Below are 13,851 nucleotides of genomic sequence, written 5' to 3' on the forward strand. Positions count from 1 at the left end.
GGGTAGCCTCTCTGTTTTTTATGGGCTCAGGCGGTGGTCATGCGCCTGGCCTTTCGGGCGCTGTTCGCCGGCAAGCCGGCTCCTACACGTGCGAGGTAGGAGCCGGCTTGCCGGCGAACCCGATTCAGCGCTGGACCGGCGTCGGCCGCTGGTGTTCGGCCCGGCGCTCCAGCACCTCGTACACCGAGGGATACGCCGGCCGCTCCACATAGCGCCCCGCCCCCGGCTCGGCGCGCAGGTCGCCGTCGGCCCAGAGCACCTTGCCCTGGCTGATGGTGTGGCTGGGGATGCCACGCACGGTGCGGCCCTCGAAGATATTGAAGTCGACCCGCTGGTGGTGGGTCTGGGCCGAGATGGTCCGCGTGCCCTGCGGGTCCCACAGCACCAGGTCGGCGTCGGCGCCGACACGGATGGCGCCCTTGCGCGGGAACAGGTTGAAGATCTTCGCGGTATTGGTGGAGGTCAGCGCGACGAACTCGTGCATCGACAGGCGCCCGCTGTTCACCCCGGCGTCCCACAGCACCGCCATGCGGTCCTCGATGCCGGCGGTGCCGTTGGGGATGCGGCTGAAGTCATCGCGGCCCATGGCTTTCTGCTCTGTGCAGAAGCAGCAGTGGTCGGTGGCGGTGGTGTGCAGGTTGCCCGACTGCAAGCCGCGCCACAGCGCCTCCTGGTGCTCGCGGGGGCGGAACGGCGGGCTCATCACGTAGCCGGCGGCGGTGGCCCAGTCCGGGTCGCGGTAGACGCTGTCGTCGAGCAGCAGGTGGCCGGGCAGCACCTCGCCATACACCGGCTGGCCCTTGGCCCTGGCATAAGTGATCTCGTCCAGCGCCTCGCGGCTGGACACGTGCACCAGGTACAGCGGCGTGCCCAGCGTCTCGGCGATGCGGATGGCGCGGCTGGCGGCCTCGCCTTCGACCTGCGAGGGGCGCGACAGCGGGTGCGCCTCGGGCCCGGTCAGCCCCTGGGCCAGCAACTTGCGCTGCAGGTGGTAGACCAGCTCGCCGTTCTCGGCGTGCACGGTGGGCACCGCGCCCAGTTGCAGGCAACGCTCGAAGCTGGCGACCAAGGTGTCGTCGGCGGCCATGATCGCGTTCTTGTAGGCCATGAAGTGTTTGAAACTGTTCACCCCATGCTTGGCCACCAGCTCGCCCATCTCTTCGGCGACCTGCTCGCTCCACCAGGTGATGGCAACGTGGAAGCCGTAGTCGCTGGCGCTCTTCTGCGCCCAGCCGCGCCAGGTGTGGAAGGCGTCGAGCAGCGATTGCTGCGGGTTGGGGATGACGAAGTCGATGATCGAGGTGGTGCCCCCGGCCAGGCCTGCGGCGGTGCCGCTGAAGAAGTCCTCGCTGGCCACGGTGCCCATGAACGGCAGTTGCATGTGGGTGTGCGGGTCGATGCCGCCGGGCATCAGGTACTGCCCACTGCCGTCGAGGATCTCGCAGTCGGTGGGGGCTTCGAGGTTTTGCCCGATGGCGCGAATCAGGCCATCGGCACACAGGACATCGGCGGGGTAATGCTCTTCGTGGGTGACCACGGTGGCGCCACGGATCAACAGGGACATGCCGTTTTCCTCGCAGGCTGACCGGTCTTCTGGCCGGTTCTTGGAATTTTTCTGGGCCAGTGCCTGCGGGCGCGGATCAATCCTGTCAGGCCTGACAAGAATCGAGGCTAGTTGCTGATCGAATATTCATCAAGAAAAAATATATCCAAATTACCAAACAAATAACTTATTGATTTTTATAGTTATTTAGTGGAAATCACCAAAACGGAACAGCCCTTCACCATTTTGACGCACTTGACAGGAAGCCAAATTGGTCAAGATTTTTTATGCAAATTCAGCTGCTTGAAACCGGGTGGGAAGGCGCAGGCCGCGCCAGCGGTTTTCCAGGCTGCACCGCGTTGAATCACGGTGCCTGTGGACCCACCGATGCACCGCCCGGCGAGTGATCGCCCACAGTGCTGCTGAATGCTGTTGCAACTCAGTGAGTTACCTCCGGTCGGCGGTGGCCCGCCGGGAAGGCTTTGGCCGACCCGGCACGTTTGTTGAAGACGCAGGCCACAACCGCCTGGCCGGGCCGCAGGTGCGGTAATGGATGTTTGCGTGTACTCCGGCCATCGCCTCAGCCCGATGAGCGAACAACGACAAGAAGAACCTGGAGAGCCCCATGCAGCAGAGCAGATCGCAAGTGGTCGAGCAGCACGGCCTGTACGAGCTCGACGCCGGCAGCGACGTCCTCGACAGCCCCCGCTACAACCACGACATTGCCCCCACCAAGGTGCACCAGCGCACCTGGAACAAGTGGCACATCACCGCGCTGTGGGTGGGCATGTCCATCTGCGTGCCCACCTACACCCTGGGCGGCGTGCTCACCGCCTACTTCGGCCTGAGCGTCGGCGAGGCGCTGCTGGCGATCCTGCTGGCCAACCTGATCGTGCTCATCCCGCTGACCCTCAACGCCTTCCCCGGCACCCAGTACGGCATCCCCTTCCCGGTGCTGCTGCGTTCATCGTTCGGTATCTTCGGCTCCAACGTGCCGTGCCTGATCCGCGCCGTGGTGGCGTGCGGCTGGTTCGGTATCCAGACCATGTTCGGCGGCCTGGCCATCCACCTGTTCCTCGGCTCGCTGTTCCCCGAGTGGAAAGCCCTGGGCGGCACCGGCGAGGTGATCGGCTTCATGCTGTTCTGGTCGCTGAACCTGTGGGTGGTGTTGCGCGGGGCGGAGTCGATCAAGTGGCTGGAAACATTGTCGGCGCCGCTGCTGGTGGCGGTCGGGGTCGGCCTGCTGTTCTGGGCGCTGCCGCACATGTCGATGACCGAGCTGCTGGCCCAGCCACCCAAGCGCCCCGAGGGGGCCAGCGTGGTCAGCTACTTCTGCGCCGGGCTCACCGCCATGGTCGGGTTCTGGGCCACCCTGTCGCTGAACATCCCCGACTTCAGCCGCTATGCGAAAAGCCAGAAGGACCAGATCCTCGGGCAGATCTTCGGCCTGCCGCTGACCATGTTCCTGTTCGCCGCGCTGGGGGTGATCATGACCGCCGCCTCGGCCTCGCTGGTGGGCCAGACGGTGTCCGACCCGGTGAGCCTGATCGGCCATATCCAGAGCCCGGGCTGGGTGGCCCTGGCCATGGCGCTGATCATCATCGCCACCTTGTCGACCAACACCGCGGCGAACATCGTCTCGCCCACCAATGACTTCCAGAACATCGCCCCGCGCCTGATCGGCCGCAGCCGGGCGGTGTGGCTGACCGGGTTCATCGGTTTGGCGCTGATGGGCCACGAGCTGCTCAAGAAGCTCGGTTGGATCGTTTCCGACCTGAGCCTGGAGAGCGTCTATTCCAACTGGCTGCTGGGCTACTCCAGCCTGCTCGGGCCGATCGCCGGGATCATGGTGGTGGACTACTTCCTGGTGCGCCGCCAGCAGCTGGACCTGGCCGGGCTGTACCGCGACGACGTCTACCCGGCGTGGAACTGGGCCGGTTTCGCCGCCTTCGCCGTGCCGGTGGCGCTGACCGTGATGGCTATCGGTAACAGCAGTTTCAGCTGGTTCTACGACTATGGCTGGTTCACCGGCTCGCTGCTCGGTGGCGGGCTCTACTACGCCCTGGGCGGCCTGGCGCTACGTGGCCCGGCACGCCTGGACCAGAACCTGACCCATTGACCTGACACGACTTCCGTAGGAGCGGCTTCAGCCGCGATGCAGACACCGCGGCGCCTGCATCGCGGCTGAAGCCGCTCCTACCAGAACAACAAAGCCCTGAGGAGACACCCATGACCACCCTCGCCAAGGAAGTCCTGCTATCCACCGAGCACCACATCGACAGCGCCCGCCTGTGGCAGTCGCTGATGGACCTCGCCCGCCTCGGCGCCACCCAGAAAGGCGGCGTCTGCCGCCTGGCCCTGACCGACCTCGACCGCCAGGCCCGCGACCTGTTCGTGCAATGGACCCAGGCCGCCGGTTGCAGCGTCAGCATCGACGCGGTCGGCAATATCTTCGCCCGCCGCCCTGGGCGCAACGCCAAACTGCCCCCGGTGATGACCGGCAGCCATATCGACACCCAGCCCACCGGTGGCAAGTTCGACGGCTGCTTCGGGGTCATGGCCGGCCTGGAGGTGATCCGCACCCTCAACGACCTCGGCGTGGAAACCGAGGCGCCGCTGGAAGTGGTGGTATGGACCAACGAGGAAGGCTCGCGCTTCGCCCCATGCATGATGGGCTCGGGGGTGTTCGCCGGCAAGTTCACCCTCGAAGAGACCCTGGCCAAGCGCGACGCCCAGGGCGTGAGCGTCGGCGAGGCGCTGAACACCATCGGCTACGCCGGCCCCCGCGCGGTGCTGGGCCACCCGGTGGGCGCCTACTTCGAGGCGCATATCGAGCAAGGCCCGATCCTCGAGGACCAGCGCAAGACCATCGGCGTGGTGCTCGGGGCCCTCGGCCAGAAGTGGTTCGACCTCACCCTGCGCGGCGTCGAAGCCCACGCCGGCCCCACCCCCATGCACCTGCGCAAGGACGCCCTGGTCGGCGCCGCCGCCGTGGTCGAAGCGGTCAACCGCACCGCCCTCGCCCACCAGCCCCATGCCTGCGGCACGGTCGGCTGCCTGCAGGCCTACCCGGGCTCGCGCAACGTGATCCCCGGCGAAGTGCGCATGACCCTGGATTTCCGTCACCTCGAAGGCGAGCAGCTGAATGCGATGATCAGCGAGGTGCGCGCGGTGATCGACGCCACCTGCGCCAAGCACGGCCTGAGTTTCGAGCTGACCCCGACCGCCGACTTCCCGGCATTGTACTTCGACCGTGGTTGCGTCGATGCCGTGCGCGACTCGGCGCGCAGCCTGGGTTTTCCGCACATGGACATCGTCAGTGGCGCCGGGCATGACGCGATCTTCCTCGCCGAACTGGGGCCGGCGGGGATGATCTTCGTGCCGTGTGAAGGTGGGATCAGCCACAACGAGATCGAGAACGCCACGCCGCAGGATCTGGCAGCCGGTTGCGCGGTGTTGCTGCGGGCGATGCTGGCGGCGTCGGAGGCCATTGCCAGCGGGCGGTTGGCGGCTTGAGGGTATAGCGCTTTCGAGGTGTTCGACGGGAGTGCTGCAGTGTCTATGCGATCGAGCGCCGCCCGCGCGGCGCATCGCGGATGAATCCGCTCCTACATCTGTTGCAACGTGCCCCGGCCTCACAGGCTATCGAACTGCCTGTAGGAGCGGATTCATCCGCGATGCGCCGCGCGAGCGGTGCTTGATCTTGAGAGCACCGCAAGACCATCGCCCTTGACCACCCCAGGCAACCCCTCGACAAAAACCGCCACCTCCCGCGCACTCCCGAGGTGCACCACCGGCACCTGCGCCCCAATGGCCAGCCGCAACGCCTCGATCCCCAACCGGCTGACCCGGTCGAAATGCCAGACGAACTTGAGAAATACGAGAAAATCCTTGTTCGGCTTCTCATTGCACCCCTGCGGCAAATCAGGCCGCGCAGGCTTGAGCAACGAACGCTGGATAACCCGCCTCAGGCAAGTCAGCCGCGGCGTGTCCAGCCAGATCACCAGGTCGGCGTGAGGCAGACGCAAGTCGAAAGTGCGCCGCGAATAATTGCCATCGGTCACCCAACTGCCGCCCGCAAGCGCCTGTACCACCCGCTGGCGAAACACCTCGTCGTCCGCCTCCTCCCAGCCGGGTTCCCAGAACAACCGGTCCAGGTGCACCACCGGCAACCCCAGCCGCGCGCCAATCGCCCTGGCCAGGGTCGACTTGCCACTGCCGGCGTTGCCCAGAATCACGATCCGTTGCATGAGCGCCCCTTCGCTGCGGCGTATCCACCACGTTCAAACCCAGGACGAACGCCCCCCACGAGGCGCTCGGCGCTATACTCGGCGCCCTTCGTACCTGGATCGGGAAAAATCAATGCGGCAAGTACTGCTCATCGTAGACGTGCAATCCACCTTCAGCCCGTCCGAGCGACTGGTGGACGGCATCCGCCGGCTGTCGGCGACCATCCCCACCGTCGCCTCCGTCGAACTGCACGACGAGCAGGCCACCCCGTTCCAGCGCCAGCTCGGCTGGCACCCGGCCGCCGAGGACGTGGCCCTGGTCGAAGCGGACAAGGTGTTCATCAAGCACGGCTACGGTCAGACCGCCGAAACCCTCGCCTACATCAAGAGCCTGAACGTCGAGCGCGTGCTGGTGTGCGGCCTGCAGACCGAGACCTGCGTGCTGGCGGCGGGTTTTGCCCTGTTCGACGCCGGGCTCAACCCGACCCTGGTGACCGACCTCACCTCGGGCTCCTCGCTGGACCGCTCCGGGCAGCTGGGCATCGACCTGTGGAAGCACCACTTCGGCCAGGTGACCACCGCCGCCGAAGTACTGGCCAACCTCTGACCCCGCGCTACGGCCCGGTCACCACGGCACGGCCTGCATGGGCCGGCCCGGGCTCATCGATCTGCGCCATGCTCAAGCGCGCCGTCTCCTTGAGCATCAGCGAGCACACGGCGACAAGCAGCAGCGCCGCAGCGCCGTAGAGGGCCACCCCCAAGGGGTTATGGTCGGTGAGGATCAGGATCGCCGTGGCGATGCTCGACGCCGTGCCGCCGCCCAGCGCCGCGCCGACCTGGTAGCTGGCCGAGATCCCCGAGTAACGCATGCTGCGCGGGAACTGTTCGCCGAGAAATGCCGGGATCGGCCCCTGGGTCGCCCCCATCAACGCGCCGGTCAGGCCATAGGCGAACAGCGCGATGGCAAAGCTGTGCAGGTCGACCAGGGCGAAGAACGCGAACAGCCCCAGCGCCATCGCCAAGGCGCCATACACCATCACCGTGCGCCGCCCCAGGCGGTCGGACAGGTGCCCGAACAGCGGCGCCGACAGCACGATGGCCACCGACAGGGTCAGGTCGAACATCAACGCCTCGGTGCTGCCGAAGCCGGCCTGGGTAGCATAGGTGAGGAAGAACGTGCTGCCGATGTAGGCGATGCTGCAGTAACCAAAGGCGATCCCGGTACACAGCAGCAACTGCCGTGGGCGCTGGCGCAACGCCTCGGCCAGCGGCGCCCGCGCCGGTGCCTGCGCGGGTGTGGCGGGCGGCGCCTTGAGCCGGGCGTACAGGCCGATCAGCACCAGGGTGCCGCCCAGCCAGAACGGGATGCGCCAGGCGAAGTCCACCAGGTTGTCGTCGGCCGCGGCGCTGACCAGGGCGAACACCGCCGCGCCGAGGATACCGCCGACACCGATGCCCATACTCGTGAAGCTGCCCCACAACCCGCGCCGCCCCGGGGGCGCCGACTCGATGCCGAACAGCGCCGCCCCACCCCACTCGCCGCCGGCGGCGAAGCCCTGGACCAGGCGCAGCAGCACCAGCAGCACCGGGGCCGCCGCGCCGATGCTGGCATGGCTGGGCAGGCAGCCGATCAGGAAAGTGCTCAACCCCATCAACAGCAGCGTGGTGACCAGCACCTTCTGCCGGCCGACGCGGTCGCCGAAATGGCCGAACACCAGGCCACCCAGGGGCCGGGCGAAGAACCCGGCACCGAAGGCACTGAACGCCACCAAGGTGGCGGTCAGGTGATCGAGCCCGGGGAAGAACACCTGGGGGAAGACCAGCGCGGCGGCGGTGCCGTAGATGATGAAGTCGTAGAACTCCAGCGCGGTGCCGAGGCCGGAGACACAGAAGGTCCGCAAGGCGGAGCGGGAAGACGCAGGGTGCGCATGCATTGTTATTGTTCTCATCGTGTTGGCGCCGCGCCAGCTCGGGCGTGGCGCCGGTAGTTCTCAGAAACGCTGGAAGCCGGCCTTGGCCAGTTGCAACGGCGTGCCGGCCACATAGTCGAGCGCGCACTGTTCGGTATCGATGCCCACGCTGAGCAAGGTTTCCCAGCGCTCGGTATCGGGCAATGCCAGGTCCGGGTGGAAGCAGATCGGCGCGGCGTCGCCGGCCGCGCCGCACATCGCTTCGGCACGGGCACGCAGGTCAGGGCTGCCCATCTGGCCGATCACCTGGCGCAGGTGGGCCAGGCGGCCTTCGGTGTCGGCGCGGTCGGCGACCTGCTCGCCTTCGCTCAGTTGCGGGTCGAGGAAGTGGTTGGTGTGCAGCAGCCAGCCATCCTCGCCCGGCAGCACCAGCGCGGTGCGTTCGGGGCTGAGCTCGATGCTCACGGCACGGGGGCTTTTGTCCTCGCGGGAGAACACGGTAAGCACGGTGGACGCGCTGACCCGTGCCGAGCGCGCCAGCTCGATGGCCTCGTCGACGCCGGTGGCCTCTTCCAGCAGGCGCCGGGCGATGGCATGCACCGGCACGCCGCCGTGAGCGTTGTCGCTGGCGTGGTGGAGGATGTTGAAGTGCAGGCCCAGGCCCGCGCTGTTGACCCCGAGCTTGGCCAGCATGCCGAACTCGCAGAACAGTTTGACCCGCAGGCCACGCTCGGTGTCCAGCGCCAGCATCAGGCCGTGGGGGCAGAGGCTGTCGTGCCAGTCCCAGGTCTGCAGGGTTTGCGGCGCGCGCGGACCGCGCGGTGCGTGCACGGTGGTCGAGCATTCGCTGTGGCGGGTGCGCGCCGCCAGCACCTCGGTGCGGGCGTTCAGGCTCGCCAACTGCCACAGGGGCAATCCGGCACCTGTGGCCATGCCGGCGATTTCCGCGGCCAGCGCCGGGCTCCAGGCCTCCAGCGCGGCCAGGCTGTTCTCGCCGATGCGCTGGACCTGCTGCGGCGCTATGCCGACACGGGGGAAGAAGTCCAGGTAAAGCTGGGTGGTGTGGCGGATCTGCTCGGCGAAGGCTTCGCCGATCTGGCGGCCGCGTGCCGAAGGGTCACGGATATCACTGACGAACGTGTGGATCTTCACGACGGGGAAACTCCTGTGGGAACTGCGCCAGCCTAGCGGCGCGCCCCCTCCGCGATCATCGCCCCGCCCCGCACAACTTTTGTGCCTGGCTGGAAAAACTCAGCCGCGCAGTCCCTGCGTCTTCAAGTGCGCGTGCAGCAGCGCGATGAAGGCCTGCACCTTGCGCGTGTTGCGCCGGTGCGGCAGGTACAGCACATGCACCCAGGGCCCGAAGGCACTGAGGGAACGCCAGTAGTCGGGCATCACTTCCACCAGCTCGCCACGCGCCAGGTACGGCGCCGCGCTCCAGGTGGGCACGAACTGCAGGCCCTGGCCATCGAGCAGGCAAGCCAGCAGGAAGTCGAAGCTGTCGCTCACCAGCTTCGGCGTGGGCTGGCGCACCCGCAGCGTCTGGCCCTCGTGCTCGATCCACCAGAAGCTGCGGTTGAGCAGCGGGTGGCGCAGCAGCAGCCAGTCGTGCTGGGCATAGTTTTCCAGGGTGATGGCGCTGCCCCGGCGCGCCAGGTAGTCGGGGCTGGCGCAGAGGATCACACGGTTCTCGATCAGCGGCTGGGCGATCAGCTCGGGCTGGTCGGTAGGGCCGTCGCGCAGCGACAGGTCGTAGCCGCCGTCGATCAGGTCGTCGTTGGCGTCGTTGAGGTTCACCTCCAGGCGCACCTGCGGGTGTTCGTCCATGAACCGGCAGCACACCTGGTTGAGGAATGCCGGGCCGAACGACGGCGGCGCGGTGATGCGCAGGGTGCCGCGCAGTTCGTGTTGCAGTTGCTCCACTTCCTCGGTGACCCGCTGCAGGTGCATCAGCGCCTGGCGCGCGCCTTCGAGGTACAGCGTGCCGGCCTCGGTCAGGGCCATGCGCCGGGTGGTGCGCTCGAACAGGCGCACGCCGAGCTCGCTTTCCAGGTGGGCGACGGCCTTGGTGATGGCCGAAGGTGTCTTGCCCAGTTGCTCGGCGGCGCGGCTGAAGCTGCCGTGTTCGGCGGCGGCGACGAAAATGGTCAGGGCCGTCATTTTGTCCATGGTTGTTTCCTGTTCTGCAGGCGTGGGGCGCGGGGCAGTATCCATGGAGAATTGGATTGACGGCAATTCAGGGCGTTGAAGGTGTTCGGCGACAGCCTTTCGGCGCTCGATCTCAAGATCGCACCACAAGGTAAGCGTACGATTGTTTCCCGTATGGGAAAAAAGTTGTGCCTGTTCGCGCGTTTAATGCCCCCGGCCTGCGATTTAGCCTGCCTCTTCATCACAAGAAAGCACGAGGCAGCCAATGAAGCAGCTCCTGAAGATAGCCCTCGGCGCCGGCCTGGCCTGCACCGCCCTGCCCGGCCTGGCGGCGGTGGACCTGATCCTGCACAACGCCAAGGTCTACACCGCCGAGCCCGGCCAGCCGTTGCAACAGGCGGTGGCGGTGGAGGGCGAGAAGATCGTCGCGGTGGGTAGCGACACGGCCGTGCTGCGCCTGAAGACTACGGGCACCCAGCTCATCGACCTCGGCGGCAAGGTGCTGATGCCCGGCCTGCTCGACTCCCACTCCCACGCCATCAAGGGCGGCCTGCAACTGGCGCTGGCCGACCTGGCTGGCGTGCAGATCCCCCTCGACGAACTGGAACAGCGCCTGCGCCAGTGGCGCGACGACGGCAAGGCCCGGCGTGGCGAGTTCCTCAGCGTCGGCGGCCTGCCCCCCACCTACTGGGACGACATCGCCGCCCTGGAGCAACGCTTCAACCACGGCGAGTGGGCCAACCAACCCCTGCTGTTCGCCGCCAACGACATGCACACCGGCTGGGCCAACCAGGCCATGCTCGCCCGCGCCGGGATCGACGCCAGCACCCTCGCCGCGCTGCCGGCCGAAGCCCGCAACACCCTGGGCCGGCACCCGGACGGCAGCCCCAACGGCTTCCTGGTCGATGCCAGCCTGTACCCGGTCACCGACCTGCTGCCGGCCCTCACCCACGACACCCTGATGACGGCCGGGCGGCTGGCCCTGGACCGTTACAAGCAACTCGGCGTCACCGGCTGGATGGACCCGCTGGCCAACGAGCTGCCGGGCGCCGATGTGCACAACGACTCCCTGGGCGTGCTGCCGGTGTACAAGGCGCTTGCGGATAACGGCGAGCTGACCGCCCATGTCGCCGCTCTGCTGATGGCCGACTCCAAGGCCGGCCCGGCCGACCTCGACCAACTGGACAAGGTGCGCCAACAGTTCATCGGTGTGCGCAACCTCACCTTGCCCGGGATCAAGGTGTTCGCCGATGGCGTCGCGGAGATGCCGGCACAAAGCGCGGCCATGCTCGAGCCCTACAAGAACTCCGGGCAACGCGGCGAGTTGCTGCTCGACCCCGCACGCTTCGGCGCGCTGGTAGGCGCCGCCGATGCCCGTGGCTGGCTGGTGCATGTACATGCCATCGGCGACCGCGCCGTGCGCGTGGCCCTCGACGGCGTGGCCCAGGCCCGCCGCGAGCGCAGCAGCGGTATCCCCCACTCCATCACCCACCTGCAGATGGTCAACCCCAAGGAGTACCCGCGCTTCAGGCAGCTCGACGTGATCGCCTCGATGCAGTTGTACTGGGCCAGCGCCGACGCGGCCAACCTCGACTTGGTCAAGCCATATGTAAACGCCATGGCCTTCCTGCATACCTTCCCGGCCCGTTCGCTACTCAAGCAAGGTGCGACCATCGCCGGCGCCAGCGACTGGCCGATCAGTACCCCCGATCCCTGGCAGGCGATCTACCAGGCCATCAGCCGCAGGGGCCCGAAGGGTGTGCTCAACGCCGATGAAGCCCTCGACCGCCAGGCCATGTTCCAGGCCTACACCCTCAATGCCGCCCGGGCCATGCGCCTGGAACGGCAGGTCGGTTCGCTCGCGGCAGGCAAGCAGGCCGACATGATCGTGCTCGACCGCGATGTGCTGACGGTCGGGCCCGAAGCGTTGCGCGACACCCAGGTGCTGCAGACCTGGTTCGCCGGAAAACGGATCTACGCACGCTGAGTACGGGCGCCGCCCGCGAGGGGCGGCGCCTGCACAGGGTCACACTTCCTGGAACGTGGCGGCCGCGCCGCCCGCCCCGCCACCCAAGGTGAGGCACTTGACGGAAATCTGCGGGCGATTGCCGTCTCTCAAGGTATAGCGATCGTCGACCACGAGGGTCTGTCCCGCCGCGTTCACACAGTTGGGTACCGCGTAGTTCTGGTTGCCGCCCGTGTAGGCACCACCGGTTGCAACCACTGCGTTCAGCGAGGCGCTATAGACATCGGTCATTTCGGTTTCCTTCCCTGTCTCGTTGATGGATGCAGGTGGCGGTGCAGCCTGTACCGCTACCCACGCCCTGACAGTAATTGGCCCGCTAAACCTGAGTAAGTATCGATACCGTAACCTCGGCCACTCAGGGTTGCGCGGGATAGTTCCCCGGCACGAAGGCGTTGATCGACACATCGAAATAGACGCTTTGCGGGCTCGATGCGCTCAAGGTCACCACGGTATAGCGCCCCATCTGCAACGTCGCGTTGGCCGACGCCTGCGCCGACTTGCTCATCGTCTGGGGCGCCACCGGCCGCAGCACACTCAGGGGCAGCACGCTGCCAACGGGTACATTGCTGGCGACGAACACCCAGACCGTCGGCGCGGTTACCTGGGTGTACCGCGTCTGGTAAGGGTTGAGGCTGTTGTAATTGACGGGCGTCGGGTTGTCCGGTTTTCCATCGTCGCTCTGGTAGATGAAACTTGCCACGCCCGTGGCCACCGGCTGGGCATGCTGCGGTGCGTCGTAATACATGCCGACGTACCCCGCCAGGCCACTGCCATCGCCGTTCACCTGCCTGCCATCGAAGCTGTAGGTATTGCCCGCCTGCGCCTCGGAGCAAGCCTGCATTGTCACTGTGCCCGGGTACGCCACCGGGACGTAAGACACATAGACCGCGAGGCTGGTGTCGAACACCAGCGTGGTCTGATCGGCAATCGGCTGCAGGATGTAGGACACAACAACATTGCCTCCCTCGGAAACCGGGTCGGGCAGCACCACGATGATGTACTGGTTGTTGGCCACCAGGAACTGCCTGGCCTGAAGGTCGACATTGAGGTTCAGCAGCAGTGTCCCTGCGCTGCAAGGCAGCGCCGCGAGCAGCCAAGCGAAGGCCAGGCCCTTCAATCCGGATCGATTCATTGGCTTCTCCCAAGTAAAAACACCCGTATCCACCAACGGTGGATACGGGTGTCATGGCATCAATCGATACGTGTTCAGCTGCCTGAGTTGACGATGGTGCCGATCGTCGAACCAGAGCTTACCGGCTGTACCGCTGGAGTACCGGGCAGGTTGGTGATCGCGAAGGTACTGGCCAGCACCTGCAGGTCGTATTCGATGGTGCTGGCATTGAAGGAGAAGGTGCAACCCGGCGCCGACACGCTGGCCTGCACGTTACCCGACTGCAGGTTCTGTTGCGCCGCCACCATCAGGATGTTGTCCAGTGGCTTCATCATGATCGAACCTTGTGGGTTCAGGGTGAAGGCGCAAAATGGCAGGTACCGGGTACCGTTCGGTGTAGTGACCAGCCCCGCAAGGCCCACGGTCAATGGTGGGGTTCCGGCCGGCCGGTTGTTGAACAGCCCCAGGCTGTCGGCAGGCACACCCGACACGCCGCCCGACACGAAGCTGCCGTCGGGGTTGAAGGTCTGCGCGCTGCCCAGCGACATCTCCGCAGAAATCGACTGCATCTGGATCGTGGTATTGGCGGCGATGTTGCCCTGGGTGGTGACATAGATCTTGTATTGCGGGTTGTACTCGATGTCGACCAGCCCGAACATCGAGCCGAACGGCACGGAGAACCAGGTGGGCACACCGGCGGTAAGCTGGTTTGGCCCCACCGCACCTTTGTAGGCCATCAGGCTGTATCCCTGAGCCTGCAATGCACCAAGCACCGCCTTCTGGTCGGCCGTAGTAAAATCAAAATCCATGGAAAAAGTAGTCATGGTTTCACCTGTCGATCCTTAACGCCTTGATATATGTCGGCCGCGTGTTTGCCGGCCAAC

General features: G+C 66.2%; 12 protein-coding genes. 4 read left to right on the plus strand and 8 right to left on the minus strand.

What is annotated here, in order from left to right; translation table 11 throughout:
• Positions 1-124 precede the first annotated feature (124 nt).
• Positions 125-1,564 (minus strand): dihydropyrimidinase, encoded by a 1,440-nt coding sequence (gene hydA, locus JYG34_RS15555; protein WP_213657294.1) that lies wholly within the window; start codon positions 1,562-1,564, stop codon positions 125-127.
• A 604-nt stretch (positions 1,565-2,168) separates the two neighbouring features.
• Between hydA and JYG34_RS15560 the strand changes: the two genes are divergently transcribed.
• Together JYG34_RS15560 and JYG34_RS15565 are read left to right on the plus strand one after the other, a co-directional pair.
• Positions 2,169-3,662: an NCS1 family nucleobase:cation symporter-1 gene (locus JYG34_RS15560; protein WP_213657295.1), complete on the plus strand. Its 1,494-nt coding sequence runs from the start codon at positions 2,169-2,171 to the stop codon at positions 3,660-3,662.
• A gap of 110 nt (positions 3,663-3,772) precedes the next feature.
• Entirely contained in the window at positions 3,773-5,059 is a 1,287-nt protein-coding gene (locus JYG34_RS15565; RefSeq protein WP_213657296.1) for a Zn-dependent hydrolase, read from the plus strand.
• Positions 5,060-5,211: 152 nt separating this feature from the next.
• Here the strand turns inward: JYG34_RS15565 and JYG34_RS15570 are convergent, their stop codons facing one another.
• Positions 5,212-5,793 carry an AAA family ATPase gene (locus JYG34_RS15570; RefSeq protein ID WP_213657297.1) on the minus strand — a complete coding sequence of 194 codons (582 nt, stop codon included), beginning with the start codon at positions 5,791-5,793 and terminating at the stop codon, positions 5,212-5,214.
• A 112-nt stretch (positions 5,794-5,905) separates the two neighbouring features.
• Here JYG34_RS15570 and JYG34_RS15575 point away from each other — a divergent pair, with 112 nt between their 5' ends.
• Positions 5,906-6,379, plus strand: coding sequence for an isochorismatase family protein (locus JYG34_RS15575; RefSeq protein ID WP_213657298.1), 474 nt, complete (start codon positions 5,906-5,908; stop codon positions 6,377-6,379).
• Positions 6,380-6,386: 7 nt separating this feature from the next.
• Here JYG34_RS15575 and JYG34_RS15580 read toward each other — a convergent pair whose 3' ends face one another.
• The 3 genes from JYG34_RS15580 to JYG34_RS15590 form a co-directional block, all read right to left on the minus strand.
• A complete protein-coding gene (locus JYG34_RS15580; RefSeq protein ID WP_213657299.1) occupies positions 6,387-7,706 on the minus strand; it encodes an MFS transporter in 1,320 nt (439 codons plus the stop codon).
• 57 nt (positions 7,707-7,763) lie between these two features.
• Positions 7,764-8,834, minus strand: coding sequence for a C45 family autoproteolytic acyltransferase/hydolase (locus JYG34_RS15585; protein WP_213657300.1), 1,071 nt, complete (start codon positions 8,832-8,834; stop codon positions 7,764-7,766).
• A gap of 99 nt (positions 8,835-8,933) precedes the next feature.
• On the minus strand, positions 8,934-9,851 hold the full coding sequence (locus tag JYG34_RS15590; protein ID WP_213657301.1) for a LysR family transcriptional regulator: 918 nt from the start codon (positions 9,849-9,851) through the stop codon (positions 8,934-8,936).
• 244 nt (positions 9,852-10,095) lie between these two features.
• Here JYG34_RS15590 and JYG34_RS15595 point away from each other — a divergent pair, with 244 nt between their 5' ends.
• Entirely contained in the window at positions 10,096-11,817 is a 1,722-nt protein-coding gene (locus JYG34_RS15595) for an amidohydrolase (RefSeq protein ID WP_213657302.1), read from the plus strand.
• A 39-nt stretch (positions 11,818-11,856) separates the two neighbouring features.
• Here JYG34_RS15595 and JYG34_RS15600 read toward each other — a convergent pair whose 3' ends face one another.
• From JYG34_RS15600 to JYG34_RS15610, 3 genes are all read right to left on the minus strand, one after another.
• Positions 11,857-12,087: a hypothetical protein gene (locus JYG34_RS15600; RefSeq protein WP_213657303.1), complete on the minus strand. Its 231-nt coding sequence runs from the start codon at positions 12,085-12,087 to the stop codon at positions 11,857-11,859.
• Between the two features lie 124 nt (positions 12,088-12,211).
• Positions 12,212-12,988 carry a hypothetical protein gene (locus tag JYG34_RS15605; protein WP_213657304.1) on the minus strand — a complete coding sequence of 259 codons (777 nt, stop codon included), beginning with the start codon at positions 12,986-12,988 and terminating at the stop codon, positions 12,212-12,214.
• Positions 12,989-13,062: 74 nt separating this feature from the next.
• Positions 13,063-13,791: a hypothetical protein gene (locus tag JYG34_RS15610; protein WP_213657305.1), complete on the minus strand. Its 729-nt coding sequence runs from the start codon at positions 13,789-13,791 to the stop codon at positions 13,063-13,065.
• Between the last annotated feature and the right edge of the window lie 60 nt (positions 13,792-13,851).

This window comes from Pseudomonas entomophila (genome assembly GCF_018417595.1).
GTDB classification, from domain to species: domain Bacteria; phylum Pseudomonadota; class Gammaproteobacteria; order Pseudomonadales; family Pseudomonadaceae; genus Aquipseudomonas; species Aquipseudomonas entomophila_C.